The following is a 16,833-nucleotide window of genomic DNA, read 5'->3' as shown; positions in this document are numbered from 1 at the left end:
CCCCCGCGCGCCCATCCGATCATGCCGTGCCGAAGGCCGCCCAGGCCCGCAGCCGGCAGCGTGGGACGCGCCGGCCTGCCGGGTCAGGGCAACGAGGGGAGCGCCGGGGCGACGCGACGCGGATCAGGCCAGGCCGGTCGCCCGGATCACCGTCTGCGTCACCGTGTCGCCCCGCTTGTCCGAGGCACGCACGCGCAGCGACAGGAACTCGGCCCGCCGCGGCGCGTCCAGACGGACCCGGGCGGCGCCGTCGTCCGCGCCGCGCAGCGCGAGCTTGTGCCACGTCCGGCCGTCGTCGTACGAGACCTCCACCGCGTCGGTGCTGACCCGCCCGGCCGACGCACCCGGCAACGGGGAAGCGCTGACCGTGAGTTCGGCGTCACGTCGTGCGGCGCCGCCCGCGTCGGTGCGGATCCCGTAGTCGAGCTGCAACAGCGGGAGCACCTGCGGGTCGTCCGTGCGCGGCGTCGCGGAGGTGAAGCCCCACTCCGTGCGGGTCGCGGTGGAGTACGGGTACCCCTCCGTCCGCTCGGTGGACGTCACCAGCCGGTACCGGCCCGAGGCCGCAGGGACGTCCCCGCCCAGCCAGCCGCCCTCGGTGCGGGTGACCAGATCGCCGCCCCGGTAGAGCTCGTTCACCTGGGAGGTGGTGCCCGGTCCGACCACGCCCGCGTGGTCGCGGCCGCCGTCGCCCCAGGCCGGGATGGTCACGTCGAGGGCGTCACCGGTGCGCCGGGGCAGCCACTGGCTCTCGTTGATGCGCGGGTGCTCGACGGGGCCGAACCACTGGACGTCGGTGGTGCGTCCCGCCGGGTAGTCGACCAGCCCGGAGAACTGGATGGAGCGGATGCCGTTGGCGGCCTCCTCCATCCAGGTCGCCTCACCGGCCGGGGTGACCCAGTCGGTGCGCTCGGCGCCCGCCGTCGACAGCCGGGTGCCGCCGACCTTGACCCCGAGGTAGGGCTGGATGTCGTAGCGGAACTCGTCGACCTCCGTGCCGGGTTCGTTGCGGAAGCCGACGTCGACCCTGGCCAGGCGGTGCTCGGCGGGCGCGTAGGTCTGCGTCTGCGGGATGGTGCCGTGCCAGGTGTGCACCAGGTCGTACAGGTAGTCCGTCTCGGCGTGGCCGACGACGCGCATCGGCACCGAGCCGGTACGGCTGTCCTGGATACGGCCGATCAGGGTCTCGCCCTCGGTCCGGGAGATGCCCGCGATGACCAGGTCGGTGCGGCGGACGGGCTCCCGCAGCCGGCCGTTCTGGTCGTTCACCACGACCAGCAGCGCGACGCCCGCCTTCTGCGCGGCGGTGAACTGGTCGTCGGCCGCCGCGGCGGCGACCCGGTCGTCGTCGTCCGCCACGAAGCGGACCACCGCCACCTTGCCCTTGGCGCCGGCGGCCGCGTACTCCGCCGCGGTGCCGTTGCCCGCGAACACGGCGGGCAGGGTCTTGGCGCCCTCGGCCGGGCGCCCGGAACCGGGCTGGAGCCACAGGTCGTCGAAGACCTGGTCGCCGGAGGACAGGGCCAGCAGCGGCTGCTGCATGCGCCAGCGCACCGTGTACGCCAGGTCGCCCCCGGAGGCCTTCGGCATGGGCAGCGCCCACACGCTGTCGAAGCCGTCGCCGACGGTCGCGGTGTCGGTGATCGCCGGGGAGCCGTCCTTGAAGGACTGGCTGAAGTCCATGCGGATGTCGCTGTCCGTGGACGTCTTCGGCGTGACGACCTGGGTCCTGCGCAGCTTCGTCCCGTCCAGCGTCGCGTCGGTGTCGGCGTCCGCGACCACGACGCCGGTGCGGGCCAGCAGCGCCCGGCCGAAGGAGGACTCGCCGTGGACGCCGCGGACGGCGCCCCAGGTCCAGACGGTGTACGTGCCCGGCGGGACGACGGTGTCCAGCACGCCGTCGAGGTCGGTGTAGAGGGCCTGGGCAAACTCGTCGCCCTTGCGCTGGTACATCACCAGGCCGACCAGCGGGTCGCCGGCTCGGTCGGTGACGTGGACGCGCAGGTGGTGGTACTCGTCCCGGGTGCTGACCGCGAGGAGGGTGCGCGTGGCCGCCTTGCCGTCGACGACGCCCTCGACGTGCCCGGTGAAGCGGGATCCCGCAGGGGCACGGTCGAGCGTGGTGGTCACGGTGGTGGAGGCGGTGCCGTGGGCGGGCACGGTGAGCTGCCGGTCCGTCACGGTGAACAGGCCCTCGGGTGCCCCCGGCGCGTCCACGCGCGGGGTCACGGTGACGGCGGTGTCAGCGGAGTTGGCCCACTCCACGGTACGGGTCACGGTCCCGCCGGACGCGCCGCCCGGGGGGTGGATGCCGGCGTCGGCCGCGGCGGTGGCCACGAGCGTGCTGCCCGTGGCGGCCACCGCGTCCACGCGTCCGTTGCCGCCCGAGTCCGCGGGGATGTCCGGGGTCGCGACGGACGTGGAGACCAGGGCGTCCTTGATCCGGGCCCCGTTCCAGTCCGGGTGCTCCGCCGCCACCAGGGCGGCGACGCCCGCGACGTGGGGGGTGGCCATCGAGGTGCCGCTGAGGGTGGCGTACGAGCCGGTCCCGAAGGGCGCCCACTGGGAGCGGGCCGCCAGGATGTCGACACCGGGGGCGGTGATCTCCGGCTTCATCGCGTCGTCCCGGAAACGGGGGCCGCGACTGGAGAAGTCGGCGATGGCGTCGGAGGAGTCGACGGCGCCGACGGTGAGCGCGGCGTCGGCGGCGCCGGGAGCGGCCACGGTGCCCTCGTACGGGCCGGCGTTGCCGGCGGCTATGGTGAACAACGCGCCCGTCTCGGCGCTGAGTTCGTTGACCGCCTGGCTCATCGGGTCGGTGCCGTCGGTGGGCTGGTCGCTGCCGAGGCTCATGCTGACCACGCGGGCCTTGGCCTCGCGGGCGGCCCACTCCATGCCGCTGATGATCCAGGAGTCGGAACCGCTGCCCGCGTTGCTGAGGACCTTGCCCACGTGCAGCCGCACGCCGGGGGCGACGCCCTTCTCCTTGCCGCCGGACGCGGCGCCGCTGCCCGCGATGGTGGACGCCACGTGGGTGCCGTGGCCGTGGTGGTCGTCGACGTCCTCGCCGGGCACGAAGCTGCGGGAGTCGGTGACGACGCCGTCGAGGTCGGGGTGGCCGGTGTCGTAACCGGTGTCGAGGACGGCGACGTCCACGCCCTGGCCCGTGTCGCCCCCGGCCCACACCTGCGGGGCGCCGATCTGGGCGACGCTGTCGGCGAGGTCGGCCTCGACCTTGCCGTCGAGCCACACCTTGCGTACGCCGCCGGACAGGGCGGGGCCGCTCGCCGTGGCCTTCGCGGCCGCCTGCGGGGTGGCCCGGCCGGTCAGGTCGGCCCAGAACTCCGCCGCCTGGTCGTGGTCCTGGGTGGTGGCGGTGCTGTCGATGCTGGTCAGCGCGCGTGCGCCGGTGGCCCCGTCGGGGAGGGACGGCGCCGCGAGCTTCCGCCGGGCGTCGGAGGAGTAGGTCAGGATGACGGGCAGGCCCTTGGACCGGTCGTCGTCGTAACCGTCGGCGATGAGCCGCGTGACGTTGAAGAGGTTGGTGTCGAGCAGCCCGGCCGACACGTACCGCTCGGCGGCGAACGGGTAGACGTAGGTGTCGCCGTTCTGCGTGGTGATGCGGGCGTCCGCGCGGTGGCCGCCGGGGCCCTGCACGGTGACGGAGGCACGGCCGTCGCCGCCCGGCGTGACGGTGACCCGGTCGCCGGTGATGAGGGTGACGGTGCGCGGGCCGGAGCCCGAGTGGGCCCGGCCGGTCACGACCACGTTGTCCGTCGAGGAGGAGGCGGTGGCGTGGTCACTGGCAGACGCCGGTGGGATCGCCATCAGCATTGCCGCGACACCCGCGACGATCGGCAGGCCGGTTCGGCCCGGGAAGAGCGGTCTCACAGGGGATCCTTCACGTTAGATCCATCCAATGTCCGCCGCATGCTAGCGAGTTAAACGATTCAACGAGCCGGGAAACGAGAGACGAACAGCGGCGTCTTTCCGCCCGCTGTCGGGATCACGACAGGGTGGGAACCCCGGCCGCCGGTCCCGGCTGCAATCGCTGACCGCTCACCGGCCCGCCGCCACGGCGGCGGGCCGGACCTCCGCGAGGAGCCGACGACGGCTCAACGGGGCCGACCGGCCCGGGCATCCGCACCGCGGCCCGGGTGGCCTCCGGCGGCGGCGCTACCGAGGTGTGCCGAGGCGGTCGACGAGGTCGTGCCAGCCGGCGTCCAGCCGGTCGATGGGCATGCCCCGGGCCGTGAGCAGGTACTCCACGAGCACGGTGTCGAGGTAGGCCTGCAGCGTGTGCCCGGTCAGTTCGACGTCACCGGGGGCGCCCGACTGCCGGAGCAGCAGTGTCAGGTGCGTGAGCCTGAGCTGGTACGAGGGGTTGAAGCGGCGGCTCTGCTCCCGGCGCGCGGCGAGGTACAGGTCGCGGTGGGCGTGCTCGTGGCGCATCACGGCGGGACCGAAGGCGCGCAGCCGCTCCAGCGGCGGGGCGTCCGGTCCCAGGGGCGGCGGACCGGTGAGGAAGGCCGCCTGGATCTGCTGCTCGATGTGGTCGATCAGCGCGAGCATCAGCCCCGTGCGGTCGCCGAAACGCCGGAAGACCGTCCCTTTGCCGACCTCGGCCGCGGCGGCGACGGCCTCCATGGTCACGTTCGCCGCTCCGTGCTCGGCGGCGAGTTCGGCCGCCACCTCCAGCAGGCGCCTGCGGTTCCGCGCGGCGTCGGCACGCAGCCGTGGTGGCTCGCCCGCCGGCGTGAGGGTGAGGCCCGCGGGTCCGGCGGAGGCGTCGCGCACGGGGAGGACGGCGCGGTGCGGCTCGGTCATGGCCACAGCGTAGCGGTGGGAATAGAAGTGGACCGCGGTCCGTTTGGCTGGTACAACATGTAACCGGACCACGGTCCGCTTTCAGTTCCTAGCAGGGAGATCGCCCATGTCCGTCCGCATCCTCGCCCTCGTCGGCAGCCTCCGCGCCGGTTCGCACAACCGCCAGCTCGCCGAGGCCGCCGTGAAGCACGCTCCCGAGGGCGTCGAGATCACGCTCTACGAGGGTCTGGCGGAGGTCCCCTTCTACAACGAGGACATCGACGTCGAGGGTGCGGTGCCCGAGGCCGCCGCCCGCCTGCGCGCCACCGCCGGCGCCGTCGACGCGTTCCTGCTGTTCTCGCCCGAGTACAACGGCACCATCCCGGCCGTCCTCAAGAACGCCATCGACTGGCTGTCCCGCCCCCACGGTGCCGGCGCCCTGTCCGGCAAGCCGGTCGCCGTGGTCGGCACCGCCTACGGCCAGTACGGCGGCGTGTGGGCCCAGGACGAGGCCCGCAAGGCCGCCGGCATCGCCGGTGCCTCCGTCCTCACGGACGCCAAGCTCTCCATCCCCGGCTCCGTGACCCGCTTCGCGCAGACGCACCCGGCGGACGACTCCGAGGTCGTGGAGGGTCTGACCCAGGTCATCGAGCAGCTCTCCCAGGCGGGTCCCGGCGTCTTCCGATCGGCCCCGTGCACGGCGGTGCGGGCGGGCCGTCAGGAGGCCCGCCCGCACCGATGGGATGCGGCGCCCCGCGTCAGCGGAGGCCGAAGGCCCGGATCACGGTCTGGGTGACCGCGTTGCCCGCGGAGTCGTGCGCACGCGCACGGAGCGAGACGAACCGGGCCTGCTTCGGGGCCGACAGCTTGAAGCGGCCGTCGTGCCCGCAGGCGGTCTTCCGCCAGGTGCGTCCGTCGTCGTAGGACACCTCGAGGGAGACGGCCGAGAGGGTGCCCACGCCGACGGCGCCCGGGAGGTGGGCGGCCGTGACGGACAGCGCGTCGTTCCGGGCGGCCCTGCCGTCCGCGTCCGTGGCGATGCCGTAGTCGATCTGCGGCAGCGGCAGCACCGCCGCGTCGTCGCCCGCCGGGGCCTTGGACGTGAACTCCCACTCGGTGTGCGTGGTGGAGGAGTAGGGGCTCACCGAGGCGTCACGGCTCGCGTCCAGCACCAGGCGGTAGGGCAGCCGGCCCGCGCCGGGGGCGGTGCCCCCCATGCTGGTGTTGGTCGTGCTCTGGCCCAGGCGCGTGCCGCCCTGGTAGAGGGTGAGCGTCTGCCGTGTGCGCTGGTAGTCCATCGACATGCCGACGTGGTCCGAGCCACCCCATGCGGGGATGTCGAAGGCCAGCCAACTGCCGCTGCGGGTGGGCAGCTTGTAGTTGTTGTTGAGGTACGGCCGCTCGACGGGCTTGAACCACTCCTGGCTGTGCCGGCTGCCCGCCCGGTACGTGGTGCGCGGTTCGACCTCGTACAGCAGACCGTCGACGTACGCCTCCTGGCCCCAGGAGTAGCCCGGTCCGGTGGAGACCCAGTCGACCCGCCGCGAGTTCACCGGCTCGCGCATCGTCAGGCCGATGCCCCAGTTGGAGTACACGGGCCAGTCGAAGCGGAACTCGCCGCCGCCCTGGGCCGGGTCGGGGCTGTCGTAGGTGACGTCGACCCGGGCCAGGTTCTTCGTGCCCCCCTTGACGACGAGGCGGCCGGGGATCTCGTTGTGCCACGTCCACATGAGGTCGTAGACGTACGGGCTGACCGGCTGCGAGCCCACCTTCAGCACGGCGCCCCGTACCGACGCGCGGCGCAGGAGCCGTTCGCCCTCGTCGGTGCTCAGCAGCGCGACGTCGATCCGGGCGGGCGTGAAGGGGTCGTCGGTGTAGCTCCTCAGCTGGCGTCCCGGCTGGTCGTTCACGACGAGCAGGAGCCTGGCGCCCGCCGCGACCGCCGCGGCGGCCTGTTCGGCGTCGCCCACGGTGCCGCCCCGGCGCACGACCACTGCCTTGCCGCGCGCGTCCAGCCCGGCGTAATCCGCGCTCGCGCCGTCACCCGCGGCCACGAGGGGGAACGCGTAGTGGCCCTGGGCGAGCGCGGTGACGTCCTCCTGCCGCAGGACGTCGGTGAACGCGTCGTTCCCGGCGGTGACGGACAGCGCCGGCTGCTCCTTGCGCCAGCGGGCGCCGAGGTGGAAGTCGCCGTGGGTGACCTTGTGCGTGGTGGGCTGGGCCCAGAGGCTGTCGTAGCTGGTCTGGGTCTCCATGTAGTCGCGCCAGCTGCCGCCGCCCATCGCGCGGTTGTACTCCAGGCGCTGGTAGGTCACCTCGGTCGGCTGCGGTGTCGTCATGTCGACCCGCTCGAGCTTCGTCGCGTCCAGCGTCACCGTGCGGTCGCGGTCCATGACGACCTCGGGGTCGCCGAGCAGTGCCATGCCCATCGAGTGGGGACCGTGCACGCCGCGCACGTCCTTGAAGGACAGCACGGAGTAGACGTCGTCCGGGAGCCAGGTCTCCAGCCGCCCGGTCTGGTCGACGAGGTAGAACGCGGGGTCGAAGTCGCCGGAGCGCAGCACCTCGACGACCCCGGACATGGGCTTGCCCTCACCGTCCTTGAGGACCATCGTCAGCCTGTGGGCGGCGTCGCCCAGCGACACCGCCGTGTGGGTGACCGTCCTCCCCGCCGTGTCGGCCGCGACGACCTGACCGGACCAGCGGCCGTTCCCGGTCGCCTTCGAGCCGTCGATGGTGACGGTGACCTCGGCGGTGCCGTGCGCCGGCACGACGACCCGGGACGCGGACAGCGCGAACAGCCCCGCGGGGGCGTTCGGGGCCTGGACGGACAGGGCGAGCGTCACCGGGGAACCCCCGGTGTTGGTGTACGTGACCGGGCGCTCGACCGCGGCGGCACCGCCGCCGGCCTCCGCCTGGCCGGTGAACGCGGTCGCCGAGGCGAACACCTCGGCGCCGAGCGCCGAGGGCACGTCCACCCGGCCGCTGCCCGCCTGGAACGCGTCGTACTGCGGGGTCTGCTTCGAGCTGCTCACCAGCAGGTCCTTCAGCTGGGAGCCGGTGAGCCCGGGGCGCGCGGCCGCGAGCAGGGCCGCCGCGCCCGCGACGTGCGGGGTGGCCATCGAGGTGCCGCTGAGCGTCTGGTAGCTGCCCTCGCCCTCCGGCGCGTACTGCGAGCGGGCCGCCAGGACGTCGACGCCGGGCGCGGTGATCTCGGGCTTGAGACCGCCGTCGCCGACGCGCGGACCCTGGCTGGAGAACCAGGCGACGTCGTCGGAGGAGTCGACGGCTCCCACGGTCAGGGCGGCGTCCGCCGCGCCCGGCCCGCCGATGCTGCCGGGCGTGCCCATGTTGCCCGCGGCGATGACGAACAGCGCGCCGGTCTGCGCGCTCAGGCGGTCGACCGCCGCGCTGAGGGGGTCCGTGCCGTCGGACGGGGTGTCGGAGCCCAGGCTCATGCTCACGACGTCCGCGTCCTGGTCCACCGCGGCCCATTCCATACCGGCCAGCACCCAGGAGTCCTGACCGGAGCCCGAGTCGGCCAGCACCTTGCCCACGTGGAGGTCCGCGCCGGGGGCGACGCCCTTCTCCTTGCCGTCCGAGGCGGCCCCGGTGCCGGCGATGGTGGACGCGACATGGGTGCCGTGCCCGTTGCGGTCCGTCACGTCCTCGTCCGGGACGAAGGTCCGGGTGGCGGCGATCCGGCCGGACAGGTCGGGGTGCCCGGTGTCGACACCGGTGTCGAGGACGGCGACGTCGACACCCTTGCCGGTGTCGCCGGCCGACCACGCCTGCGGGGCGCCGATCTGGGCGGTGGTGTCGGCGAGATCGGCCTCGACCTTGCCGTCGAGCCAGATGCGGGCGATGCCGGAGCCGAAGGAAGGGGTGTCGCCGGAGGTGGCCTTGGCGGCCCGCGACCCGGAACCGGGCGCGGAGGTGACGGCCTGCCAGAAGTCGGCGGACCGGTCCCTGTCCTCGGTGAGGGCGGCACCCTGGACGCTGCTGAGGTCCCTGACCCGGGTGGCACCCCGCGGCGTCGTGGAGCGCAGGCCGGCGGCGGTGCTGTAGGAGACGATCAGCGGCAGGTGGTCGAGGTGCGCGTCGTCGTAGCCGTCCGCGACGAGCTTGCTGATGTTGAACAGGCGCCGGTCCAGGGTGCCCGCCGCCACGTAGGGGAGGGCGGATTCCGGATAGACGTAGAGGTCCCCGCGGGACTCCATGATGTGCGCGCGGGTCCGGGACCCGCCCGCGCCGCGCACCTCGACGGTGCCCCCGGCGGTACCTGACTGCCGGGTGATAACGATGTCACCCGTGATCAGGGTGACCGTGTGGACGCCCGCGGGCACGTTGCCCCGCTCCGCCGGGGCGTCGGAGCCGGCGCTCCCGGGCGAGGCGGCCTGGGAGGCGGACAGGGCGGCGGGTTGCGCCATCGACAGGAGGGCGGCACCGGCGGCGGCGAGCACGCCCCAGCGTCTGGGTGATGGTCTCAAGGGATTCCCTGGCTGTTCCGTGGGGCCGGGGTCGGCCCGCCAACGGTTCGGACTGCCCCGGTGGGGGCGGTCGCATCCTGGACCCAAACCCGCGAACGGGGGCAGGGCGTGCGAGGTGATCTTTCCCACGTCGGCATCACGACCGTGCGGGTTTGAGGTCGTCAACCCCGCTCCCACGTGGGGAAGTTGTCCTGCGGACCGATGGCGCGGCGCACCGTTGCGAGCCCGGCCGGCGCCGAGGTGCCGGCGGCACGCGCCGGTGGCCCCGCCGCCCGGACGGGGTCACCTGGCGCCGCGCTGCACGACCGGGCGCCATCCGTGCTGCTAGAAAGGGACGGAAATCCTTATATCCGACAAAAAGGAAAGGGGGTCGGCGTGGGCTACGCCGCGTCCTTCGGAGCGGGCCTGGTCGTCGGCATCATGTACGGCCTCCTCAGGGTCCCGTCCCCCGCGCCGCCGTTCATCTGCCTCGTCGGCCTGGCCGGCATCCTGATCGGCTCCTCCGTGCCGGGGTGGCTCGCGTGAGGTCCCTGCTCTCCCGGTGCCTCCTCTCGTTCTCCGTGGGGGCCCTGGCGGGTGTCCTGTACTGGCTCATGGGCGTCATGTCGCCCGCCCCGCCGTGGATCTCGCTCGCCGGGCTGCTCGGCATCCTCGCCGGCGAGGCGGCGACGCGGCACCTGCTGGCGCGCCGCCGGAAACGGCCCGCCGACCCGGCGGAGGGGGCGCCCCCGGCTAGTCCGTGAAGGGGGCTTCCCGGTCCGGCCCCAGCCATGTCGTCAGGGCCCACCACCAGTGGAGGGCGTCCAGCGGCCCGGACGTGGCGTCCGCCGGCGGCTCGCCGGTGATCTGCCGGAGCCGGCCGAGCCGGTAGCGCACGGTGTTGGGGTGGGTGAACAGTGCCGCCGCCGTCTGGTCCAGACGCCGCCCGTGGTCCAGGAACGCCAGTGCGGTGAGGGCCAGTTGACGGTGGAAGGCGTCCGACGGATCCAGGGCGCCCAGGAGCCTGCCGGCCAGGAACGAGCCCAGCAGCGGCTGCTCCGCGGTGGCGATCTCGCCGGCGAAGTCCGTCAGCTCCCGCACCCCGCGCCGTCCGCGCCGGCCGCCGGCGTTCAGCGCGCGGACGCACAGCCGGTGGGCGGGCGGCAGTTCCTCCGGCGGAACGGCGGGGGAGAGGACGACGAGTCCGCCGGCCGCCTCCGGCCCGAGTTCCCCCCGCGCGGGCATCCGCGGGAGCAGGCCCGCAGGCCGGCCCTCGACCCGTCCGGCGATCCCGCGCAGCTCGGTGATCCGGTCCGCGAGGCGGTGGGCGCCGGCGGCGTCGAGGCCGTCCGCGACGAGGCAGTGGAACGTGCCGCCGGGCCGGAGCCCGGCCCGCGCCAGGTCCCCTGCCGGTGGCGGGGTGCCGGCCGTCAGGAGCCGGCGCAGCACCCGCGCCCGCAGGCCGTCGGAGGCGGGGGGCAGTTCCTGCTCGGCCGTGCGGTATCCGTTGATCACGTGGCGTTCGACGGCGTCGCCGTACTCCTTGAGCCGCAGGACCGCCGAGAGCAGCATGCCGTCGGGCACTCCGGCCGACCTGCTGCGGTCGACGGTGATCTCCACCGTGCGGGTGAGGGCCGCCTGGACGCCGTGGAGCACCGAGGTGATGGGGACGCCCTGTTCGGCCCGGTCGGTGCCGAGCAGCAGGGCGGCGGCGAAGTCCTGGCCGTCCACGCGCCCGAAGGTGCCGAGCCACGGTCCGGCCGCGGCGACGATGGCGGTGACGTGCCGCCGGGTCTCCGCCTCGCCGAGCCGGGCGACGTCGGGGGAGTGGGTGCGCGCGGCGTGCACGAGCTGGCCCCGTACGTCCGCGTCGCCGGCCATGTCCCGCAGGATCCCGGCGACGGGCTCGGGCTGGTGGGTGACCGTCAAGAGCCTCGCCCCTTCCGCGACCGAACGCTGTGGCCGGGCGACAACCGGGTGCGGGCGCATTGGCGGCCGGCCACTACCGCATTGTCATGACCACCTGATTACCTGTCGGCTACCGAAGGTAACAGCAAGGTCATCCGGGCAACACCCTTCGCGCATCCCCCCGCACCCTCCGGAAGGCACGCCATGGAGACAGTGACAGACCCCGCCCTGCCCAGCCGGCGCCGCGTCCTGACGGCGGCGGGAGGTGTGCTCGCCGGGGCGACCGCCCTGGCGCAGGCGGTCCCGGCCCACGCCGCCGCATCCCAGGACGCGGACGTGATCGTCATCGGCCACGGCCTGGCGGGCCTGGTCGCGACCGCGGAACTGGCCGACAAGGGACGCAAGGTGCTCCTGCTCGACCAGGAGCCGGAGACCAATCTGGGCGGCCAGGCGTTCTGGTCCTTCGGCGGACTGTTCCTCGTCGACTCCGCCGAGCAGCGGCTGATGGGCATCAAGGACTCCCGCGACCTGGCGTGGCAGGACTGGCAGGGCGCGGCCGGCTTCGACCGTGACGTCACCGACCCCCACGGCCAGGACCACTGGGCCTACAAGTGGGCCGAGGCCTACGTGGACTTCGCCGCGGGGGAGAAGCGGTCCTGGCTCCACCAGCAGGGCGTGCGCTGGTTCCCGATCGTCGGCTGGGCCGAGCGCGGCGGCGGCCTCGCGGACGGCCACGGCAACTCGGTGCCCCGCTTCCACGTCACCTGGGGGACCGGACCGGCCGTCGTCGAGCCCTTCGAGAAGCGCGTACGCGCCGCGGTCGCCAGGGGGCTGGTGAGCTTCGGGTTCCGGCACCGCGTCGACGAACTCGTACGCACCGGCGGCGTCGTCACCGGGGTCCGCGGAGCCGTGCTGGAGCCGAGCAACGCCCCACGGGGCACCCGCAGTTCGCGCACCGTCGTCGGCGATTTCGAGCTGCGGGCGCCGGTCGTGATCGTGACCTCGGGCGGCATGGGCGCCAACCACGACCTGGTACGCCAGAACTGGCCGGCCCGGCTCGGCACCCCGCCGAAGAACATGATCTCCGGCGTGCCCGAGCACGTGGACGGCCGGATGCTCGCCATCACCGAGCGGGCCGGCGGCCGGATCGTCAACCCGGACCGCATGTGGCACTACACCGAAGGTCTGCAGAACTACGCCCCGATCTGGGCCAAGCACGGCATCCGCATCCTCCCCGGCCCCTCCTCGCTGTGGCTGGACGCCACCGGCAGGCGCTTCTCCGCCCCGGACCTCCCCGGGTACGACACCCTCGGCACGCTCAAGACGATCACGGGCACCGGGTACGACTACTCCTGGTTCGTGACCACCCAGAAGATCCTGGCGAAGGAGTTCGCCCTCTCCGGATCGGAGCAGAACCCGGACCTCACCAACAAGGACATCCCCCTCACCCTCTCCCGCCTGTGGCAGACCCCGGAGCCCATCGAGCGGTTCAAGAAGAACGGCGTCGACTTCGTGGTCTCCTCCTCGCTGTCCGGTCTCGTCGCCGGGATGAACAGGCTGACCGGGGAGGACCTCATCGACCTGGCCGACCTCAAGCGGCAGATCGACGCCCGGGACCGCGAGATCGACAATCCGTACACCAAGGACGCCCAGGTGATGGGGATCCGCAACGCCCTGGCCTACCCGGGCGACTTCCTCAGCCGCACCGCCACTGTCCACAAGATCATGGACCCGGCGGCGGGACCGCTGATCGCGGTACGGCTGAACATCCTCACCCGCAAGACGCTCGGGGGTCTGCAGACCGACCTGTCCGGCCGGGTCCTGGACGCGGCCGGGGAGCCGGTGCCGGGTCTGTACGCCGCCGGTGAGGTCGCCGGTTTCGGCGGCGGCGGCGTCCACGGTTACCGCTCCCTGGAAGGCACGTTCCTCGGCGGCTGCCTCTTCTCCGGCCGTCAGGCCGGGCGTGCTGCGGCGGCCGCCACGGCGACCTGAGGGGCGCCCCTCCGCGGCGGGCCGGCGCCGGCCGGCCTGCCGCCCGGCCCGCCCGCCGCTGTCCGGGGACCGGGCGGAACGCTGATCGATTTCGGACAAGATTTGTTGCCGCCATGACAATGATGTCATCCCGATGTCACGCTGTGTCCGCACCCGCACACGGACGGCGTCATCCCGCACTGCGAGCTCCGCCCCGCCCGGCCCACCCCGCCGGCGGGTCCGCACGGCCACCGTCAGCCGACCGCCGCAGGAGGAGAACTCCTTGTCCCACTTACGCACCCTGCCCCGTCACGCCAGGGCGACCGCCGTCGCCCTGACCGCCGCCGCCGCACTGCTCGGCGCGGCCCTTCCCTCAGGCCCGGCGCTCGCCACCGGCCAGGGACGGGGCAGCACGACGATCGTCGCATCCCCCCACACCGGTGCGTTCCCCGCGCGCCTGTCCCCGTCCGCCCGCGCCTCGCTGATCCGCGAGGCCGGCTCCGCGGCGCCCGCGACCGCCAAGGCGCTGCGCCTCGGGCAGCAGGAAAGACTCGTCGTCAAGGACGTCGTCAAGGACGCCGACGGCACCGTGCACACACGGTACGAACGCACCTACGCCGGACTCCCCGTGCTCGGCGGCGACCTCGTCGTCCACCGCGACGGCAACCGGCTGACCCAGGACCGTGCCACCGACGCGACGCTGTCCGTGCCCGGCACACGGCCCGCGGTCGCGGCGGTCACCGCCGGGAAGAAGGCCCTCGCCGCCGCGCCCCGGACCGGAGAGCCCCGCGCATCCGGGGAACCGCGGCTCGTCGTCTGGGCCGCGACCGGCAGGCCGGCACTGGCCTGGGAGACCGTCGTCACCGCCACCCAGGCCGACGGCACCCCCAGCGAACTGCACGTCGTCACCGACGCCCGCACGGGCAAGGAGCTCTCCCGCTCCGAAGGCGTCAAGACCGGCACCGGCACCGGCGCCTTCGTCGGCACCGTCCCCCTCGGCACCACCGAGGCCGGCGGTGCCTACGAGCTCCGCGACGGGACCCGAGGCGGCCACTACACCACCGACCTGAACAACACGACGACCTCCGGCACCGGCACCCTCTTCACCGACGCCGACGACGTCTGGGGCGACGGCACCGTGGCCAACCGCCAGTCCGCGGGCGTGGACGCCCACTTCGGCGCCGGCGCCACCTGGGACTACTACCAGGACACCTTCGGCCGGAACGGCATCTACAACGACGGCGACGGGCGCTACAGCCGCACCCACTACGGCAGCAACTACGTCAACGCCTACTGGAGCGACACCTGCCGCTGCATGACCTACGGCGACGGATCGGGCAACACCCACCCCCTCACCGCCATCGACGTGGCCGGGCACGAGATGAGCCACGGCGTCACCAGCGCCACCGCCGACCTCAACTACAGCGGTGAGTCGGGCGGCCTGAACGAGGCCACCTCCGACATCTTCGGCACCATGGTCGAGTTCCACGCGGACCTCGCCGCCGACACCCCCGACTACCTCATCGGCGAAGAGATCGACATCAACGGCGACGGCACCCCGCTGCGCTACATGGACAAGCCCTCCAAGGACGGCGACTCGCACGACTACTGGTCGTCCTCGCTCGGCGGCGTCGACGTCCACTACTCGTCGGGCCCGGCCAACCACTTCTTCTACCTGCTCGCCGAGGGCAGCGGCCCGAAGACCGTGCGCGGCGTGGACTACGACAGCCCGACCTACGACGGCGTCCCGGTCCCCGGCATCGGCGCCGCCAACGCCGCCGCCATCTGGTACCGGGCACTGACCACGTACATGACCTCGACCACCGACTACGCCGGAGCCCGCACCGCCACCCTCCAGGCCGCGGCCGACCTCTTCGGCGCCTACAGCCCGACGTACATCACCGTCGCCAACACCTGGGCGGCCATCAACGTCGGCCGCCGCATCGTCGACGGCATCGACCTGATCCCGCCCGGCGACCAGATCAGCGGCGTCGGCCAGACGGTCTCCCTGCAGATCGAGGCGACCACCAGCAACGTCGGCGCCACCCTGGAGTACCAGGCCACCGGGCTGCCCGACGGCGTGGGCATCGACCGGGACACCGGTCTGATCTCCGGCACCCCGGACTCCACCGGCACCCACGAGGTCACGGTCGCCGTCACCGACAGCACCGGCGACACCGCCTCCACCGGGTTCACCTGGACGGTCGCCCACGTCTACGGCAACAGCACCCGCGTCGACATCCCCGACGCCGGGGCCGCCGTCGAGTCGCCGATCACCGTGACGGGCCGCGGCGGCCTCGCCTCCGCCGTCACCCAGGTCCACGTGAAGATCGTCCACACCTGGCGCGGCGACCTCGTCGTCGACCTGGTCGGGCCCAGCGGCAGCAAGTACCCGCTGCTCAACCAGACCGGCGGGTCCGCCGACAACGTCGACCAGACCTTCACGGTCGACGCCTCCGCCGAGACGATCGACGGTACCTGGAAGCTCCGCGTCCGCGACGCCGTCGCGCTCGACACCGGCTACATCGAGAACTGGACCATCACCCCGTAGCGGACCACACTCCGCTCCGCCGGCGGGCCGGGCCACCCCCCTCCCGGCCCGCCGGCGCCCCACGTCCCCGATAACCCGTTGCCGCGGGCCGACATGACGGGTGATCATCGCGGGATGATCACGACCCCGCCCGACGGCCGCGCCGGAATCGACGCGTCACTGGTCAAGCGCCTGCTCGCGGCGCAGTTCCCGCAGTGGGGCCACCTGCCCGTCACCCCGGTGGAGGCCGACGGCTGGGACAACCGCACCTACCGCCTCGGGCACGCCATGACGGTCCGTCTGCCCACCGCCGAAGGCTACGTCCCCGCGGTGGCCAAGGAGAACGAGTGGCTGCCCCGGCTCGCGCCCTCGCTCCCCGTCGCCGTCCCGTCCGTCCTCGGCATGGGCGCCCCGGGCCAGGGCTACCCCTTCCCCTGGTCCGTACGCGGCTGGCTGCCCGGCGAGACCGCCGCCCCCGAACGCATCGCCGACCTCGCCCGGTTCGCCGTGGACCTCGGCGAGTTCCTCCTCGCCCTCGAGGGCTGCGACCCCACCGGCGGCCCGTCCGCCGGCCGCCACAGCTGGTACCGGGGCGCGTCGCCCGCCCTCTACGACGAGGAAACCCGCCGCTGCCTGGCCCTCCTCGACGGCCACGTCGACACGGCCCGTGCCCGCGCCGTCTGGGACGCCGCCCTCGCCGCCGAGTGGCACGGCCGACCCGTCTGGTTCCACGGCGACATCGCCTCCGGCAACCTCCTCGTCCGCGATGGCGAACTCGCCGCCGTCATCGACTTCGGCACCTCCGGCGTCGGCGACCCCGCCTGCGACCTGGTCATCGCCTGGACCATGTTCTCCGGCGCCGGCCGCGAGGCGTTCCGCCGCACGGTCGGCCAGGACCCCGCCACCTGGGCCCGCGCCCGCGGCTGGGCCCTGTGGAAGTCACTGCTCGTGCTCGCCGACACCCTGACCACCGACCCGGCCCGCGCCGAGGTCAACCGGCGCGTCATCACCGAAGTGCTCGACGACCACGACCACTTCGCGCGGGCGGCCGCGGGCGCGACGGGGTGAGCGTGTTCCTGCCCGCGCTCGGCGCCGGGCCTGCTGCGCCCCCGGTGCGCAGACGGGCGGCGGGACGGCCGAAACGCCGGC

General features: G+C 73.6%; 9 protein-coding genes and 1 pseudogene. 6 read left to right on the top strand and 4 right to left on the bottom strand.

Going from position 1 to position 16,833, the window contains the following annotated elements; translation table 11 throughout:
- Positions 1–123 precede the first annotated feature (123 nt).
- Both ACFV3E_RS25315 and ACFV3E_RS25310 read right to left on the bottom strand, forming a co-directional pair.
- Positions 124–3,891 (bottom strand): S8 family serine peptidase, encoded by a 3,768-nt coding sequence (locus tag ACFV3E_RS25315; protein WP_500536721.1) that lies wholly within the window; start codon positions 3,889–3,891, stop codon positions 124–126.
- Between the two features lie 285 nt (positions 3,892–4,176).
- A complete protein-coding gene (locus ACFV3E_RS25310) occupies positions 4,177–4,827 on the bottom strand; it encodes a TetR/AcrR family transcriptional regulator (protein WP_500536720.1) in 651 nt (216 codons plus the stop codon).
- Positions 4,828–4,933: 106 nt separating this feature from the next.
- Here ACFV3E_RS25310 and ACFV3E_RS25305 point away from each other — a divergent pair.
- Positions 4,934–5,464, top strand: a pseudogene (locus ACFV3E_RS25305) (NAD(P)H-dependent oxidoreductase); the annotation flags it as partial.
- Positions 5,465–5,564: 100 nt separating this feature from the next.
- On the opposite strand, the gene ACFV3E_RS25300 reads toward ACFV3E_RS25305, so the two are convergent.
- Positions 5,565–9,296, bottom strand: a complete 3,732-nt coding sequence (locus ACFV3E_RS25300; protein ID WP_500536719.1) for a S8 family serine peptidase — start codon at positions 9,294–9,296, stop codon at positions 5,565–5,567.
- 375 nt (positions 9,297–9,671) lie between these two features.
- On the opposite strand from ACFV3E_RS25300, the gene ACFV3E_RS25295 reads away from it, so the two are divergent.
- Together ACFV3E_RS25295 and ACFV3E_RS25290 are read left to right on the top strand one after the other, a co-directional pair.
- Positions 9,672–9,821: a DUF1427 family protein gene (locus ACFV3E_RS25295; protein ID WP_500363209.1), complete on the top strand. Its 150-nt coding sequence runs from the start codon at positions 9,672–9,674 to the stop codon at positions 9,819–9,821.
- A complete protein-coding gene (locus ACFV3E_RS25290) occupies positions 9,818–10,039 on the top strand; it encodes a DUF1427 family protein (RefSeq protein ID WP_500536718.1) in 222 nt (73 codons plus the stop codon). The genes ACFV3E_RS25295 and ACFV3E_RS25290 overlap by 4 nt, the downstream gene beginning before the upstream one ends.
- Here the strand turns inward: ACFV3E_RS25290 and ACFV3E_RS25285 are convergent.
- Positions 10,029–11,204, bottom strand: coding sequence for a helix-turn-helix domain-containing protein (locus tag ACFV3E_RS25285; protein ID WP_500536717.1), 1,176 nt, complete (start codon positions 11,202–11,204; stop codon positions 10,029–10,031). The two genes, ACFV3E_RS25290 and ACFV3E_RS25285, sit on opposite strands and share 11 nt — an antisense overlap.
- Before the next feature lie 183 nt (positions 11,205–11,387).
- Between ACFV3E_RS25285 and ACFV3E_RS25280 the strand changes: the two genes are divergently transcribed.
- The 3 genes from ACFV3E_RS25280 to ACFV3E_RS25270 all read left to right on the top strand — a co-directional run bounded on the left by ACFV3E_RS25280 (position 11,388) and on the right by ACFV3E_RS25270 (position 16,752).
- Positions 11,388–13,175 (top strand): FAD-binding dehydrogenase, encoded by a 1,788-nt coding sequence (locus ACFV3E_RS25280; protein WP_500536716.1) that lies wholly within the window; start codon positions 11,388–11,390, stop codon positions 13,173–13,175.
- 262 nt (positions 13,176–13,437) lie between these two features.
- Entirely contained in the window at positions 13,438–15,705 is a 2,268-nt protein-coding gene (locus tag ACFV3E_RS25275; protein WP_500536715.1) for a M4 family metallopeptidase, read from the top strand.
- A gap of 114 nt (positions 15,706–15,819) precedes the next feature.
- Positions 15,820–16,752, top strand: coding sequence for an aminoglycoside phosphotransferase family protein (locus tag ACFV3E_RS25270; RefSeq protein ID WP_500536714.1), 933 nt, complete (start codon positions 15,820–15,822; stop codon positions 16,750–16,752).
- Positions 16,753–16,833: the final 81 nt, after the last annotated feature.

Origin of the sequence: Streptomyces sp. NPDC059718 (genome assembly GCF_042733315.1) — a bacterium.
Taxonomy (GTDB): domain Bacteria; phylum Actinomycetota; class Actinomycetes; order Streptomycetales; family Streptomycetaceae; genus Actinacidiphila.
Note: the sequence above shows the minus strand (reverse complement) of the source record. Positions and strands in the feature narration are given on the sequence as shown.